At 68.6% G+C, this 14,574-nt stretch carries 17 protein-coding genes and 2 pseudogenes; 11 read left to right on the top strand and 8 right to left on the bottom strand.

Features of this window, described 5'->3' with window-relative positions; translation table 11 throughout:
* Positions 1-257: 257 nt before the first annotated feature.
* Positions 258-431 (bottom strand): annotated as a pseudogene (locus ACIRPU_RS43920) (IS5/IS1182 family transposase); the annotation flags it as partial.
* Between ACIRPU_RS43920 and ACIRPU_RS43915 the strand changes: the two are divergent.
* Positions 418-687: a hypothetical protein gene (locus ACIRPU_RS43915; protein WP_403878730.1), complete on the top strand. Its 270-nt coding sequence runs from the start codon at positions 418-420 to the stop codon at positions 685-687. The pseudogene ACIRPU_RS43920 and the gene ACIRPU_RS43915 sit on opposite strands and share 14 nt — an antisense overlap.
* Here ACIRPU_RS43915 and ACIRPU_RS43910 read toward each other — a convergent pair.
* Positions 653-1,345 carry a TetR/AcrR family transcriptional regulator gene (locus ACIRPU_RS43910; protein ID WP_403878728.1) on the bottom strand — a complete coding sequence of 231 codons (693 nt, stop codon included), beginning with the start codon at positions 1,343-1,345 and terminating at the stop codon, positions 653-655. The genes ACIRPU_RS43915 and ACIRPU_RS43910 overlap by 35 nt on opposite strands.
* A gap of 149 nt (positions 1,346-1,494) precedes the next feature.
* On the opposite strand from ACIRPU_RS43910, the gene ACIRPU_RS43905 reads away from it, so the two are divergent.
* Both ACIRPU_RS43905 and ACIRPU_RS43900 read left to right on the top strand, forming a co-directional pair.
* Entirely contained in the window at positions 1,495-2,166 is a 672-nt protein-coding gene (locus ACIRPU_RS43905; RefSeq protein WP_403878725.1) for an SDR family NAD(P)-dependent oxidoreductase, read from the top strand.
* A complete protein-coding gene (locus tag ACIRPU_RS43900) occupies positions 2,163-2,552 on the top strand; it encodes a hypothetical protein (protein ID WP_403878722.1) in 390 nt (129 codons plus the stop codon). The genes ACIRPU_RS43905 and ACIRPU_RS43900 overlap by 4 nt, the downstream gene beginning before the upstream one ends.
* Positions 2,553-2,963: 411 nt before the next feature.
* Here ACIRPU_RS43900 and ACIRPU_RS43895 read toward each other — a convergent pair.
* Both ACIRPU_RS43895 and ACIRPU_RS43890 read right to left on the bottom strand, forming a co-directional pair.
* Positions 2,964-3,959, bottom strand: a pseudogene (locus ACIRPU_RS43895) (IS5 family transposase).
* A 395-nt stretch (positions 3,960-4,354) separates the two neighbouring features.
* Positions 4,355-4,966, bottom strand: a complete 612-nt coding sequence (locus tag ACIRPU_RS43890; RefSeq protein WP_403878720.1) for a TetR/AcrR family transcriptional regulator — start codon at positions 4,964-4,966, stop codon at positions 4,355-4,357.
* Between the two features lie 179 nt (positions 4,967-5,145).
* On the opposite strand from ACIRPU_RS43890, the gene ACIRPU_RS43885 reads away from it, so the two are divergent.
* The 3 genes from ACIRPU_RS43885 (at position 5,146) to ACIRPU_RS43875 (ending at position 6,944) form a co-directional block, all read left to right on the top strand.
* Positions 5,146-5,997 carry an alpha/beta fold hydrolase gene (locus ACIRPU_RS43885; protein ID WP_403878717.1) on the top strand — a complete coding sequence of 284 codons (852 nt, stop codon included), beginning with the start codon at positions 5,146-5,148 and terminating at the stop codon, positions 5,995-5,997.
* A 155-nt stretch (positions 5,998-6,152) separates the two neighbouring features.
* Positions 6,153-6,422: a hypothetical protein gene (locus tag ACIRPU_RS43880; protein WP_403878714.1), complete on the top strand. Its 270-nt coding sequence runs from the start codon at positions 6,153-6,155 to the stop codon at positions 6,420-6,422.
* 129 nt (positions 6,423-6,551) lie between these two features.
* Positions 6,552-6,944, top strand: a complete 393-nt coding sequence (locus ACIRPU_RS43875) for a hypothetical protein (RefSeq protein ID WP_403878711.1) — start codon at positions 6,552-6,554, stop codon at positions 6,942-6,944.
* 400 nt (positions 6,945-7,344) lie between these two features.
* Here ACIRPU_RS43875 and ACIRPU_RS43870 read toward each other — a convergent pair whose 3' ends face one another.
* Positions 7,345-7,893 (bottom strand): TetR/AcrR family transcriptional regulator, encoded by a 549-nt coding sequence (locus ACIRPU_RS43870; protein WP_403878708.1) that lies wholly within the window; start codon positions 7,891-7,893, stop codon positions 7,345-7,347.
* Between the two features lie 553 nt (positions 7,894-8,446).
* Here ACIRPU_RS43870 and ACIRPU_RS43865 point away from each other — a divergent pair.
* Entirely contained in the window at positions 8,447-9,271 is an 825-nt protein-coding gene (locus ACIRPU_RS43865; RefSeq protein ID WP_403878705.1) for an SDR family oxidoreductase, read from the top strand.
* 280 nt (positions 9,272-9,551) lie between these two features.
* Here the strand turns inward: ACIRPU_RS43865 and ACIRPU_RS43860 are convergent, their stop codons facing one another.
* Entirely contained in the window at positions 9,552-9,707 is a 156-nt protein-coding gene (locus ACIRPU_RS43860) for a hypothetical protein (RefSeq protein ID WP_403878702.1), read from the bottom strand.
* Positions 9,708-9,989: 282 nt separating this feature from the next.
* Here ACIRPU_RS43860 and ACIRPU_RS43855 point away from each other — a divergent pair, with 282 nt between their 5' ends.
* Complete coding sequence (locus ACIRPU_RS43855; protein ID WP_403878699.1) at positions 9,990-10,385, top strand: cytochrome P450; 396 nt, start codon at positions 9,990-9,992, stop codon at positions 10,383-10,385.
* Positions 10,386-10,835: 450 nt separating this feature from the next.
* Here the strand turns inward: ACIRPU_RS43855 and ACIRPU_RS43850 are convergent, their stop codons facing one another.
* Entirely contained in the window at positions 10,836-11,174 is a 339-nt protein-coding gene (locus ACIRPU_RS43850; protein WP_403878696.1) for a hypothetical protein, read from the bottom strand.
* Positions 11,175-11,430: 256 nt separating this feature from the next.
* Here ACIRPU_RS43850 and istA point away from each other — a divergent pair, with 256 nt between their 5' ends.
* Together istA and istB are read left to right on the top strand one after the other, a co-directional pair.
* Positions 11,431-12,696: an IS21 family transposase gene (istA, locus tag ACIRPU_RS43845; protein WP_403878693.1), complete on the top strand. Its 1,266-nt coding sequence runs from the start codon at positions 11,431-11,433 to the stop codon at positions 12,694-12,696.
* The gene (gene istB, locus ACIRPU_RS43840; RefSeq protein ID WP_403878690.1) at positions 12,696-13,517 is read left to right on the top strand and encodes an IS21-like element helper ATPase IstB; all 822 of its coding nucleotides are present in this window, start codon (positions 12,696-12,698) and stop codon (positions 13,515-13,517) included. Before istA ends, istB begins: the two co-directional genes overlap by 1 nt.
* A 261-nt stretch (positions 13,518-13,778) precedes the next feature.
* Here istB and ACIRPU_RS43835 read toward each other — a convergent pair whose 3' ends face one another.
* Complete coding sequence (locus ACIRPU_RS43835; protein ID WP_403878687.1) at positions 13,779-14,063, bottom strand: hypothetical protein; 285 nt, start codon at positions 14,061-14,063, stop codon at positions 13,779-13,781.
* Between ACIRPU_RS43835 and ACIRPU_RS43830 the strand changes: the two genes are divergently transcribed.
* Positions 13,944-14,270: a hypothetical protein gene (locus tag ACIRPU_RS43830; RefSeq protein WP_403878733.1), complete on the top strand. Its 327-nt coding sequence runs from the start codon at positions 13,944-13,946 to the stop codon at positions 14,268-14,270. The genes ACIRPU_RS43835 and ACIRPU_RS43830 overlap by 120 nt on opposite strands.
* Positions 14,271-14,574: the final 304 nt, after the last annotated feature.

Below are 14,574 nucleotides of genomic sequence, written 5' to 3'. Positions count from 1 at the left end.
CGATGCCGGGCTGTCGCTCAGGCAAGAAAGCCACCGTCCCGAACCTGGAAGTACACGACCAGTGGCGCGCCCTGCTGGAGGTCCGGCCCGACGAGCCACTGTGGACCTCACTGAGCAGTGTGCATCGTGACGTTTCTGGTCACGGGTGTGGGGTTCGGGGTACTCATGCTGGTCGTGGGCGGATGACTTCGGTGAAGATCGTCGGTCACCGGGAGATTTCGCGGTTCGTGAGGACTAGGGTCTGTTCTGAGTTGAGATCACGAGAGGGCTTGAAGGCTGCGTAACCAGAGGATGGACCCGCGCAGGTGGAGTCCTGCGGCATAGCTCTCGGGTGTCTTGTCGTAGCGGGTGGCCAGCCCCCGCCATTCCTTGAACTTGTTGATGGCGCGCTCGACTGTGTTGCGGTCTTTGTAGAGCGTGGCGTCGTGGCTGCTTTACCTGACGCATGTCAGCAGCGAGGACCCGGACGTGGTCTGGATGTGCGAATGCTTCGCCGACGAGGCGGCCTTCGAGCGCGCCGTGTCGCTGGTGCACGCGGAGGTCACCAAACGCCTCCACGAACTCTGCGTCGCGGGGACGGAGGCGTACCGGCTCGGCCTGGTCGCCGGGAAGGGGCTCCCGCGGCGCCTTGGGACAACGCGCGTCCCGACGGTCAGGCGCCGCAGGCCCCGTTTCCGCCGAGGCTGATCATGGCGCGGTACAGCTGCTCCTCGGTGAGCGGCGGCGCTGGCAGCGGGTGGGCGCGGTCGGTTCGGAAGCCGTCGAGCAGAAGGTAAAGGTGGCGGCGCCAGGCGTCCGGGGCGATGGCGTGGGTGGCCTCGGTGACGCGGCTGTGCGACCAGATGACGAAGGCAAGGTCCTCGGGGGTGAGGTCGGGGCGCAGGCTGCCCTGCTCCTGCGCACGCTCGACGATGTGTACGCCGAGTTCGCGGATGCGGGTCTGGGCGCCTGCCAGGCAGGCGCTTTCCGGCAGCCGTATGGAGGCAAGGTCGTTGAACCCCCGGTCCTGTGACTGGAGTTCGCACATGGTCTCCAGGAAGTGGCACAGCCCCGCCCAGGCGTCATCCATGGTGACGGCCTTCTCGGCGGCCTCCCGCCAGACGGCCAGCTTCTCGGCGAAGGTCGCCTGCACCAGGTCCAGCCGGGTGGGGAAGTGCCGGTACAGCGTGCCGATGGCCACCCCGGCCCGCTTGGCCACCTGCTCCAGGGGTGCCTCCAGGCCCTGCTCGGCGAAGCAGGAGCGGGCCGCGGTGAGCAGGGCCTCGCGATTGCGCTGCGCGTCGCGCCGCAGGGGGCGGACAGGGGCCGGGTTCCCGGCGGAGGCGGACGGACGGTCGATGGCCATGTCACTCAGGCTACCAACCGGAGGGATGCCTCATGTTCTCTGCTACGATCCAAGAACATGAGGCTGCCCTCGACTTTCAGTCCCGACCGCTGTCGGGGCGGGAGGTGCCCCTCATTCATCCAGCCCGGCCGACCACAGGAGCACCACCCATGCCCGTCATCGCCATCATCGGGGCAGGCCCCGGCCTGGGCCTGTCCATCGCCCGCCGCTTCGGAAGGGAGGGTTTCCAGGTCGCCCTGGTCTCCCGGACCCAGGACAAGCTCGACGCGCTCGCCGCGCGGCTCGCCGAGGAGGGCATCGAGGCCGCGGGCTTCGCCGCGGACGTGACGCGTCCCGACTCGCTGCAGTCGGCGCTCGCCGCGGTCGCCGACCGGTTCGGGGCCGTCGACGTACTGGAGTACTCACCCGCCGACCCCACTTTCGCCGGCGCCGCCGCCGTCGACGCCACGGCGCAGGACCTCCACAAGCAGCTCGACTACTACCTGTACGGAGCGGTCGCCGCGGTCCGTCAGGTGCTGCCCGCCATGCTCGAACGCGGCAGCGGCACCCTGCTGTTCTCCACGGGCGCCTCCTCGGTCCGGCCGAGCGGCGGCGCGTTCGGCAGCATCGGCGTCGCGGCGGCGGCCCTGCGCAACTACGCCATGGCCCTGGGCATCGACCTCGCCGAGCACGGGGTGCACACCGCGCACGTGGCGATCGGGGTGTTCATCGGCAGCGGTCCCGGCACCGAGCCCGAGACCATCGCCGAGCACTACTGGGACGCCTACACCAAACGCGACCAGGCCGAGATCGTCCACACCGCCCCCGGCGGCACCCGGTGAGCACCTCCGGCACACCCGCGGCGAACACGGCCACGCCACCCATGGTGAAGATCTTCCGGGCCGCCAACAAGGTCGTACGGCCGTTGCTCGCCTCCCGCTTCCACAAGCCGCTGAGCGGGCGCCTGATGCTGCTCACGTACAAGGGGCACAGGACGGGCCGCGAACACACGGTCCCCATCGGCTACTTCGACTGGGACCCCGGCACGGTGCTCGCCATGTCCTCCCAGCTCGGCTGGATCCCCAGCGCGAAGGATCCGCCGTCCGGCTGCGCATCCGGGGCCAGGACCACGCCGCCGTCCCGACGGTCGTCGAGGACCCTGAGAAAGTCGCCGCCCTGCTGGGTGAGTTCGGCCGGCGCAAAGGGCCCAAGGCCGCCAAGGGGCTGATGCTCGGCCTCCCAGGCGACCGGCAGCCCACCGACGACGAGCTGCGCACGGCCGCCGCGAAGACCCGCTCGGTCTGCTTCCGGATGGAGCCCGAGCAGCCGGGCCGGTAGCACTCGACCGGCTGATGCGGTCGGCGGAGCCCCTTCCCGCCCGCAAGCACTCCAACTATGAGCGCCAGGAGCGGATCATCACCGAGGCCCTGGCCGACCGCTGGCCGGACCCTGAACGGCAGCAGGCACTCCGGCTGGTCGCCATGGCCGAAGTCGGCACAAAGATCTGGAGCAGCCTGGAACGCCGTGGGCCGCCGGCCACTGGACGAGGCGTTCGCGGTAGTGCGATCCGAGTTGACCCGGTGACTCGACTGCGCCGGACCCGCGGCTCGCACTCCGGCTAGGGCCAAGTGAGTTGAGGTCACGGGAGGGCTTGAAGGCTGCGTAACCAGAGGATGGACCCGCGCAAGTGGAGTCCTGCGGCGTAGCTCTCGGGTGTCTTGTCGTAGCGGGTGGCCAGCCCCCGCCATTCCTTGAACTTGTTGATGGCGCGCTCGACTGTGTTGCGATCTTTGTACAGTGTGGCGTCGTGGCTGACGGGGCGGCCGCCGGAGCGTCCTTTCTTCTTGCGGTTGGCAGCCTGGTCGGTCTTTTCCGGGATCACCGCCTTGATGTTGCGTCTGCGCAGGTGGGCGGTTGGCGCGGGAGGAGTACGCCTTGTCGCCGGCCGCTGCGTCCGGCCGGGTCCTGGGACGGCCGAGGGGACCGAGCACCTTGATCTTGTTAAGGACCGGAATGAAGCGCGGGCTGTCCGCGGCCTGCCCGGGGGTGAGGATGATGGACAGCGGGCGGCAGCGCCGCTCGACGGCGAGGTGGACCTTGCTGGTGAGTCCGCCCCGGGAGCGGCCCAGTTCGGCGGCCCGCAGTCGGGCCCTGCGGCGTCGGCGCACGGCGCGGCGCTGTTCCCGCTCGGGATCCTCCCTGTTCGCGGCCCCCTCGCCTACGGGGTCGTTTTGCCCCTTTGCTGCAGCCCCTTTTCCTCCGCCACGGCCTTCTCCAAGTCCTCAAGGAGCTCCGGTTCGACGACCATGCCCGCCGCGTGGTGATGCGCGCGGGCAATGGTCGAGTCCACACTGACCAGGCTCAGATCGACATCGTCGCGGGCCCCCGCCTCGGCGATCATCGCTTCCATGAAGGTTTGGAAGACTTCGTCACGCGCCCACATCCGGAACCGGTCGTAGATCGTCGACCAGGAGCCGTAGCTCTCCGGCACATCCCGCCAGGGACTGCCGTTACGGAACCGCCACATCACCGCGTTGAAGTAGCTGCGCAGGTCAGGGATCGGCCCGAACGACCCCAGCGGGAGGTGCGGCTCGATCAACTCCCACTCGGCATCAGTCAGATCCCCACGAGTCACGCCACCGGTCTACCGCAGCCAGCACCCTCCTGAAGCGGGAATGATCGATTCCGTGATCTCAACTTAGAACAGGCCCTAGTAGGGCCCTGACCAGGGCGGTCGACCACGCCGGGTCAGTGCGGACCTTGCCGAGCACGCGCCAGTTCTTGAGGTGCGCGAAGCCGTGCTCGACCGGGGCCCCCACGGCCGCCAGCGCCTTGTCGGACAGCCTCTGACCACGCGTCAGGGGCCTGTTCCGTGCCGCCTTGTAGCCGGTGATCACCGCCGGGCCGGTATCCGGGCGGTGTCGTCCCGTCCGACGAATCCCGGGTCGGCGACGGCTCCGGGTCTGGCCGTTCGCAGCTTCTACGTGAGCTGGCCGTGCCACGCACGTGGCCGAGCCCAGACTGTCGGCCTCATCGGCGGGATGCCGGGTGAGCGGCGGCAAGGGCGGTATCGATCAGGAGCTCCGCGATGGATCGGGCACAAGCCGCGGTCTGACCGCTGTTGAGCGCGGCGGCGCGGGCGGCCCCGCCGTCATAGAGCAGGGCGAGCTGCTCGCCGAGGGTTTCCGGGGCAGCGATCCCGGCCTGTCGTGCGATGACCGCAAGGCGGCGGGCGAATTCCCTCTTGTGGGCCGCGGCCAGCTGGTGCACGGGGTGGTCGGGGTCGGGCACCTCGACGCTGGCGTTCAGGAACGGGCAGCCTCGCAGCGGAGCGGTCGGCTTCGGCGGCTCCCAGTCGAAGACGGCGAGGAGCTGCGCTCGCGGGTCCAGCGCCGGCCCGTCGGGAGGCCCAAGGGGCGGGAGGTCGCTGTCCTCCAGCGCGTGCAAGTACGCCTGGACGAGCTCATCCTTGCTGGGGAAGTGCGTGTACAGGGTGCGCTTGGAGACGTTGGCGACGGTCGACAGCTGGTCCATTCCGGTCGCGTTGATCCCCTGGGCGGTGAACAGCTCGGTCGCCGCTTTGAGGATCCGCTCGCGGGCGCCGCGACCGCGGCGCCGCCGTACGGGGATGGGTTTGGTCATGACTTAAGGATACCGATCGTTTTACATAGCCCGACACGCGTGCTACGGTCCCCTTAAGTAAACCGAGCGTCTTACTTAGTCGGGCTAGTCGGGCTGAGGATGCGCGATCGTCGCCGCGAGCGGACGACACCCCTTCACCTCCACCGGCAAGTGCGCCAAACAGGAAAGAGAACCTGCTCATGAGCACGTTTCTGGCAGACAAGGCCGACGATCTGACCGTGGAGAGCTCCTCCGCGACGTTCACCTACCGGCGACTGGGCCCACAGGGGGGCACCCCGCTGGTCCTGCTGAACCGCTTCCGCGGCACCCTCGACTGGTGGGACCCGGAGTTCCTGGACCTCCTGGCCGCCGACCACGACGTGATCCTGTTCGACAACGTCGGCACCGGCTACACCGACGGCACCCCGAGTGACTCCATCGAGGGCTTCGCTGATGATGCCATCGAGTTCATCGAGGCCCTCGGCCTCGCCCAGGCCGACCTGCTCGGCTGGTCCCTGGGCGGCATCGTCGCCCAGCACGTCGTCCTCAAGCGTCCCAACCTGGTGCGCAAGCTCATCGTCGCGAGCAGCACCCCCGGCGGCCAGGTGCCCGGCGTGCCGGAGCTGACCGAGAAGGTCCTCGGCATCGCGACCAAGCCGAAGGCTGACGCAGACGACATGATCTACCTGCTCTACCCGGAGACCGAGGCGGCTACCGCCGCCGGCCGGCGGCACATCGCCCACGTCTCCACCCGGTTCCCCAACGGGCGCCCCTATGTATCCGATGAGGCGGCCGCGGGCCAGCTCACCGCCCTGGCCAAGAGCGGGTCGACCCCGTGGGAGCAGGTGCAGGCCGGCCTGGAAGCCATCACGCAGCCCGTGCTGTACGCCAACGGAGTGAACGACGTAATGATCCCCGCCCTGGCCTCCTATGTCGCAGTCCAGCACCTGCAGAACGCCACCCTCGTCCTCTACGCCGGCGCAGGCCACGGCTTCCTCTTCCAGTACGCCAAGGAGTTCGTCACCCAGGTGACCAACTTCCTCGCCGAGTGAGACCCGTGCATCGTGAAGTTGCAGGTCACCGGTCTGGTGTGAGGGGCGGTCGGGATACTCGCATCGTCTGACCTGTCGGTCGAAGCCGTTGTCGGGTTCTGCTGCGCCGACCGCCTGGCCGCTCCCACGAGGCCCAGGCCGAGCGGGAGGAACTGGTGATCGCCGAGCGGGTCCTGAACCGGCTGGCCGAGCAGGACCGGGTCGCGGCCGTAGCCCCGCCCCGGGTGGCGGGGCGGGGCGGGGCTGTGCTGCTGATCCCGCACCGCGGCGAGAATCCTGACGAGGCCGCGCTGCCCGAGGACAACCGCAAGATTTTGGCGCTGGTGCGGGAGGCCGACGGACCGGTGCAGGTCAGGGCAGTCGGCGAACGGCTGGGCTGGACACCTCGGTGCGCGGCAAGCTGGAGCCCCTGCGCGCGAAGATGACCAAGCTCGCCGACCGCGGCTGGCTGCACAAACGACCCGACGGCCGCTTCGCCGCACGTCGGTGACGACGTCGCAGGCCGCTGCCAGCAGGACGTAACCAGCGGACCCTCGGCGGCAGTTGAGTTTGGTGTGAAGAAAGCCAACAGTACCGTTGCGGGCCCTGACGGCCTTGTCTACACCGCCCGCCTGCCCCTGTCGAGCGTCACTCTGAACTATCTCGCCGACCTGATGCGCGGCCACTTGAAGAAGATCGGCTCGCGGTGGCGGGCCCTGCCCGCCGGGAAGATCGCGGGCATCGTGCTCGCAGTGCTGCGCTGTGACCAGCGGCCCGGCGACCTCGCCGGCGGCAACGGAGTGCACCGCACCACCGTCACCCGGTGGGTGCGGGAAGCCGTCGGCCTGCTCGCCGCCCGCGCCCCGCGCCTGGACCGCGCACTCCGCCGTCCGCGCACCAGTCGAGCACGGCTTCGCCATCTCAAGAACTGGCGGGTCCTCGGCAAGGTCCGCACCGACCCGAAGTAGGCGACCGCACTGGTCAGGGCCCTGCTGGTCCTGACGAACCGCAAAGTCTCCCGATGACCGACGATCTTCACCGAAGCCATCCACCCGCGACCGGCACGAGCATCGAGAACCCCGCGCACACCAGACCCGCGACCTGCAACTTCACGATGCACACTCTCACTGACCGCCGTTCTGCTCGACTGCGTCGAGAGTCGGCGCGACAGCATGCCGCTGAACCACCGCCTCAAGGCACAGTCGCCGACTCTCGCGCAGTCGGCCCACGTCTTCGGCGACCCCCTCCGCACCGGCCTGCGCACCTGAGTCCTGGGCCGCGTCCCGGACGACGACACACTGATGGCACCCTGCAACTGAAGCAAGCGGGCGCCGCTTCCCCGATCCTCGACGCGGTCGGCAGACGCCGCTACCGCTGGGCGCGCAGCCCCGCGCACGCCAGGTCGATCATGCGCTTGCGCGCCTCCGGGTCGGGGCCCTGCTGCTCCCGGGCCAGACAGCCGACCATGAGCGCCTTGACGTCGCCAGGCACGACGTCCGGCCGCACGGTGCCGGCTTTCTGCGCAGCGACGAGCAGCTCCTCTTCCACGGCCAGCAGATTGTGCTCGGGGGCCAAGGCGACCGAATGGACGTCGAAGCCTGTCCCGCTCATCGCCTGCGACAGACCGAGATTGGCCGCGCTGTGCTCGACCAGCAGGGCGAAGAACTCGAAGAACGCTGCGCCCGGATCACGGGTCGCGGCCAATTGCCGGGCTCCGTCGACGATTTCGGCCACCAGATGCAGCACGATCGCCTCGTACAGCGAGTCCTTCGTCGGGAAATGGCGACTGACCGTCCCCGTGCCCACACCGGCCCGCCGGGCGATCTCCGCCACAGGCACCGACAGACCCTCGGCGGCGAACGTCTCCAACGCCACCTCCAGGACACGCTTGCGGTTGCGCTCGGCATCAGCACGCATCAAAGACCCTCAGACTTCCGACCAAGCGGGACAACTGTCCCGATTATAGTGGACCGGTCTTCCCGCGTTCGCCTCTGACCCGGGGGCTGGATGAGGTGCTCGGTGGACAGGGCCTCCTTGGCCGCGCGGATGGCGTCGAGCATGTCGGTCACTGTGGCGGCGAGGACCGCACCGTGGCGGGTGACCAACAGGACGCGCACGGCCTCATCTGACGGTCTCACCCTCATCAGCCATGCCCAGAGCCCCTGGGTCCCGCTGATCTTACGAATGATCATTTCGAACCCACCAGAAAGGTAGGGCTTCCTCAAGCGGCTTGACGCGATATAGCAGCCTCGGGCTCACCGGGGCGAGCTTCCCGCAGGAGATCCAGGCCCTGAGTCGAGAGTCCGTTTCCAGGTGACAGCAGTGCAAGGCCGCCGAGCGTGGGGCGGTGGATCGCTGCCGCCGCCCGTCTCCACAGCCAACTAGAAAGCGGGACGTTCATCCCGTATAGTTAATCGGGATAGCCATTCCGCTTACGGGTGGCTGTCCATCCCCACAGGAGGTTTACGTCATGAGTAAGGTCTGGTTCATCACCGGTTCGTCGCGCGGCTTCGGCCGCGAGTTCGCCCTCGCCGCCCTGGAGCGCGGCGACCAGGTCACGGCCACCGCCCGCAACACCGAAACGCTGAAGGACCTGGTCGCCGCCCACGGCGAGGCGATGCTTCCGCTGACACTGGACGTGACGGACAAGGCCGCCGCCGCCGAGGCCGTTCAGCGTGCACACGCGCACTTCGGCCGCCTGGACGTTGTGGTCAACAACGCCGGCTACGGCCTGTTCGGCGCCGTCGAGGAACTGACCGAGCGGCAGGTCCGCGACCAGATGGAGACCAACTTCTTCGGCGCCCTGTGGGTGACCCAGGCCGCGCTGCCCCTGCTGCGCGAGCAGGGCAGCGGCCACATCGTGCAGATCTCCACCATCGGCGGCGTGACCACCTACCCCAGTCTCGGTGGTTACCACGCCTCCAAGTGGGCCCTGGAAGGGCTGACCGAGTCCCTGGCCAAGGAGGTCGCCGCCTTCGGGATCAAGGTCACTCTGGTCGAGCCCGGCGGCTTCGCCACCGACTGGTCCGGTGCCTCCGCCAGCTTCGCCGCGCAGCTGCCCGCCTACGACGGGTTGCGCGCGGCCCTGGCCGAGGGATGGCGCGACGTGAAGCTCGGCGACCCCACCGCGGCCGGACCGGCGCTTCTGAAGGTCGTCGACGCCGACACCCCGCCCCTGCGCGTCTTCTTCGGCACCCAGGGACTGGACATGATCCCCCACGTCTACGCCGAGCGCCTCAAGACCTGGCAGGACTGGGCCGACGTCTCCGCCCTGGCCCAGGGCAACCCAGCGTGAAATGAGCGGCGGTACGCGCATGGCTGTGAACCCTTAACGGTACCTACGGGTTCCCCGCCAGCGGCAACACGGTCGCCATCAACGGCCAGGACATCATGCGCATCGTCGACGGCAAGATCCCGAGATCTACGACGTCGAAGAACAGCGCCGCACACCCTGACCAACCGCGACCGCGTCGAGTAGATCTATCCCTCGGTCCAGGCCGGCTGACACAGCCCGGAAGCCATGAGGAGCCTCCCGAAGTGGACCCCGTGAAGCCATCAAGCGGGCTGAGAGCCCCTCAACACGCACGACTTGACAGGGAACAGACCCGGTCGGTGTACAGCTTGGTCGTCAGCTGGAGGCCGCAGCCTCCGAGCAGCAGTCCGCACCAGAACGTGTCGTGCTCGTGCCGGCGACGGAAGGCGTCCAGCTCGATCGCCTCCAGCGGCAGCATCAAAGGCTCCTCCGAGCCCGCACCGCCCAGGACCGCCGTCTGAATCTGCCGCCTGTCACCACGCACGGGCCCCCACCCTTCGTCCCAACTCATGGTGCCATCAGGGGCGGTGACCTGCCAGATCGTGTCGTGCGCGAGCCCCCTGCTGCCCATCTTCGAGCTTGCCTGTCAGTGCCTGGTGCGATGCTGTGGACAGCAGATCTGTGCGATCCGCAGTCTGCCGGCTGAGGCAGGTCATCGACGACGCCGTCAGCGACACCCGCCGGGGAGCCGCATGACCTCGTGAAGTACCTACGAGTGGACATCGGAGGGACCCCGGCGCCTGAGGGGACAGAATTCGCCTTCAGCCTGTATGCCCTGCACCGGGACCCCCGGTTCTTCCCCGACCCATCACGCTTCGACCCCGGCCGGTGGCTGCCCAGCCCCCGAGCTGCAATTCCCAAAGGCGCCTTCATCCCCTTCGGCACCGGCAACCGCAGGTGCCTCGGAGATTCCCTCGCCTGGAGCGAACTACTGGTGACAGTGGCCACCGTCCTCAGTCGCCGGCGGCTTGTCCCGGAACCTGACCAGAAGGTCAGGGAAGTCGTGGCCGTAGCAACGTACCCAGACCCCCTCCAGATGAGGCCCATTGCACGCACCGGGCCATCTCCCCTCACCGACAACGTGATGAGGGAGTAGCTGAGGTGCCCGGGGCGCCATGCTGTCGCTCACCAGGTGCCTTGCGGAGAGGTCCGGCCGGACCCCTGCAGCCCGCGCCGCTTCCCGCGTGCGAGCCATCTACCGCAGCTGTTGGCGCGCTGGCCCAGCTTCACTGCGACAGGGCAAGAGGTTTGTTCACCGCGCTGTTCTTTGGGCCGGACAGAGGTCATCGTCAATGAGAAAGGGACACGGGCAATGCGAACGTACATGTCCCCTTGAAACAGCGGAACGCTTCGCAGCCCTGGCCGGCGAGAACTGGTCCGACTACCTGGCTGGTCGCCATCCTGCCCGCGCCTGAGGATCACAGGAGGGCGCAGGCGCACGCGGCGGGGGGGCTTCACACTGGCGTGTCGGACAGTTCCCGTCTCAGACGATCAAGTTCCAAGGGGCCATTCGTGCGGTCGTGGCCCCGACCTGGGGGTGGTGATGCTACTCGGCCCGCCACCAGCCCTGCCCGACATGCCAGTCCCTCACCCAGTGCAGGAAATCGCCCCCCGGCTGATCAGACGGGGAGTCGGCATAGGGTGCGGCGCATCCGTCTCTGAGCCACCAGACCCGACCGCGTTGCGGCCCGGTCACCACCAGCGTCCAGTACTCACCGAACCTGTCGCTGCCAAGCAGCACCGAGCCGTGCTGGTAGGTCTGGTGCAACAGGAACGAGTGGCGGCTGTGGTCGTCATAGTCGTACTCCCACTGCCATTCCTCCTCGAGAGGGAAAGGCTGATTGGGCACGCGTGCAGCGGTGCCATCGAACGGCTCCGGGCTCATCCAGCAGTCCGCTTCCCAGACAGCCCAGCTGGCTGGCTTCTCTCCTACAGGCAGCGGACCCCCCTCGTCTGGCGGACCGTGCTCGGTGCCCGTTCCCGATCTCGGCAACGAAGGTGCGGTACGGCTCAGGCAACACCACACCGTGCCTGCGCTCTCGGCGACGCCTGAATTCTGACCCTCTGACGGCGGATCAAAAGTGACCCTCTCGGTGATCTTCGTCTGAACCTGATCTTGATCGGAAGGTCAGGAGGGAAGGGTGATCCGCGTGGAGGACTGGGCAGAGATCCGCAGGCTGCACCGGGCCGAGCAGATGCCGATCCGGGCGATCGCTCGGCATCTGGGCATCTCGAAGAACACAGTGAAGCGGGCACTGGCCAGTGACCGGCCGCCGAAGTACGAGCGGCCGGCCAGGGGCTCGGCGGTCGACGCGGTCGAGGTGCAGATCCGTGAGCTGCTGCGGGAGACCCCGACAATGCCCGCCACGGTGATCGCGGAGCGGATCGGGTGGGAACGCGGGATGACGGTCCTCAAGGAACGAGTGCGAGAACTGCGTCCCGCCTACGTTCCGGTCGATCCGGTCTCACGCACGAGCTATCAGCCGGGCGAGCTGGCCCAGTGCGACCTGTGGTTTCCCGAGGCGGACATCCCGCTCGGCTACGGGCAGACGGGACGTCCGCCGGTGCTGGTGATGGTGTCCGGCTACTCACGGGTGATCACCGCGCGGATGCTGCCCTCCCGGACGACCGGCGACCTGATCGACGGCCACTGGCGGCTGCTGAACGGGTGGGGCGCCGTGCCCAAAACGCTGGTCTGGGACAACGAGGCCGGGGTCGGCCGCGGCAAGCTCACCGCAGAGTTCGCCGCGTTCGCGGGCCTGCTTGCCACGAAAATCTATCTCTGCCGGCCTCGCGACCCGGAAGCGAAAGGGCTGGTCGAGCGGGCGAACGGCTATCTGGAGACCTCGTTTCTGCCCGGTCGCACGTTCAGCGGCCCCGGCGACTTCAACACCCAGCTCACGGCCTGGCTGGCCGTCGCGAACCGGCGCCTGCACCGCACCCTGCAGGCTCGTCCCGCCGAACGCTGGGACGCCGACCGGGCCGGGATGCTCGCCCTGCCGCCCGTCGACCCACCCGCCTGGTGGCGGATGCAGACCCGGATCGGCCGCGACCACTACATCCGCGTCGACACCAACGACTACTCCGTGCACCCCCAGGCCATCGGACACACGGTCACCGTCCTCACCGACAACGACGAAGTCATCGCCCTCGCCACCGGCGGCGTGATCGTCGCCCGCCACCCCCGCTGCTGGGCCCGCCACCAGACCCTCACCGATCCCGACCACGCCGCCGCGGCCCAGACGATGCGCGGGCAGGCCCGCCATCAGCAGGCCGCCCAGGCCAAGGACACCCGCCGGTCCCAGGCCGAGGCCGGCCCGCTCGTCGAGGTCGAGCAACGCGAACTCGGCTCCTACGACCGGCTGTTCACCGTCATCGAAGGCGGCGGCGAGAGGGAGGCCGGCTGATGCCCCGCACCACCACTGCCCCCGCCGAAAGCACCGGAGCGGGCCGCAGGACCGGCTCCCAGACCGCCGCCGACCTCGCCTTCCTCGCCCGCGCGATGAAGGCGCCGGCCCTGCTGGACGCCGCCGACCGGCTCGCCGAACGCGCCCGCAAGGAGTCCTGGACCCACGCCGAATACCTGGTCGCCTGCCTCCAACGCGAGGTCTCCGCCCGCGAATCACACGGCGGCGAGGCCCGCGTCCGAGCCGCCCGATTCCCCGCGATCAAGACGATCGAGGAACTCGACGTCACCCATCTGCGCGGCATGACGCGACAACAGCTCGCGCATCTGGGCACGTTGGACTTCATCGCCGGCAAGGAGAACACCGTCTTCCTGGGACCGCCGGGCACCGGGAAAACACACCTGGCGATCGGGCTCGCGGTCCGCGCCTGCCAGGCCGGACACCGCGTCGCCTTCGCCACCGCCGCCGACTGGGTCGACCGCCTGGCCGCCGCCCACCACGCCGGACGCCTCCAGAGCGAGCTCACCAAGCTGTCCCGTTACCCGCTGATCGTGGTCGACGAGGTCGGCTACATCCCCTTCGAAGCCGAGGCCGCGAACCTGTTCTTCCAGCTCATCTCGAACCGATACGAACGCGCGTCCGTGATCGTCACCAGCAACAAACCCTTCGGACGCTGGGGAGAGGTCTTCGGCGACGAGACCGTCGCCGCCGCCATGATCGACCGCCTCGTCCACCACGCCGAGGTCCACTCCCTCAAAGGCGACTCATTCCGCATGCGAGGACGCGAACTCGGACGCGTCCCCACCACCGACAACGACTGAAACGACCGAACCGAAGACACCCGGGTCAGATTTCACCTGTCCAGACTGGGTCCAGGTTCACCCGCCGCCGACATGCGCTCCCACGCCCAAAGAGCCTCCCAGCCCAAAGGGCTGTGCCGGACCTCTGCCGGAAAGGCCTCACGCAGGAGGGCTACCGCACCCAAAATCGCATCTTCCACGCACTACAGGTATCACCGGTGACCGACACTCTGATCTCGGACCACCGATGGCAGTGGACCAAGAGACACGCTGAGCACTCCATCAGCACGTGACGGACGGCCTCGGCCAGCCGACCTCCTCACGCGATCGTCCTGCTTCGCGCGCGAATTGCGCAGGCTTGAGATACTGCATCTCCACCAGTAGGTCCGCGAGACGAGCGAGGCGATCGTCGGCGCGATCACCGGCTCTCTGGCCGTTCCCCGCACGCTGCTGCTCGGCAGGTACAACGTCGAAGGGCGCCTTCAGTACGTCGGCCGTACCACCACCCTCGCCCAGGCGGCAGGTGCGGCGGTCGCCGGTCTGCTCGCTGCGGGGCGGCGCGGTCATCCGTGGACAGGCTGGTCGTTCTCCGCCGGGTGGGGCAGCCAGGAGAAGCTGAACGTCACGCTGGTGGAACCCGAGCTGGTGTTGGAGGTCGGCGTCGACGTCGCCCGCGATGCCTCGGGCCGGTGGCAGCATCCCGCCCACTGGCACCGTGCGCGCCCCGACCTCTCCCCCGCCGACGTCCCCCGCCTGACGTCATCGCCGCGCTGACACTGGCCACGCGCGGCGGCCCCGCCGACGCGCAACACGAAGATCGCGCCCCGATCCCCGGCTGCGTCCGCGCCGCCCATCCCGCCCTCCCTCATCCTCAACTCCAGCCAGGGCATGGTCGAAGGGGGTCGCAACGGGGATGTCAGCGGCCCGACCACGCCGTACGCCCGTGGTGACCTGGGCGGACTCCAGGGCGTTATGGAGGCCGGCGCAACACCTACCGCAACACTCAGCGCAACCTCCACCGCAACACCTAGCGCAACACGGCGCCTTATGAGGCGAAGCCGCGGTCGGGCGGGCTGAT

It is taken from the genome of Streptomyces sp. NPDC102259, assembly GCF_044766465.1.
Taxonomy (GTDB): domain Bacteria; phylum Actinomycetota; class Actinomycetes; order Streptomycetales; family Streptomycetaceae; genus Streptomyces.
The sequence above is the reverse complement of the archived record's forward strand: the minus strand, read 5'-3'. Positions and strand labels throughout refer to the sequence as shown.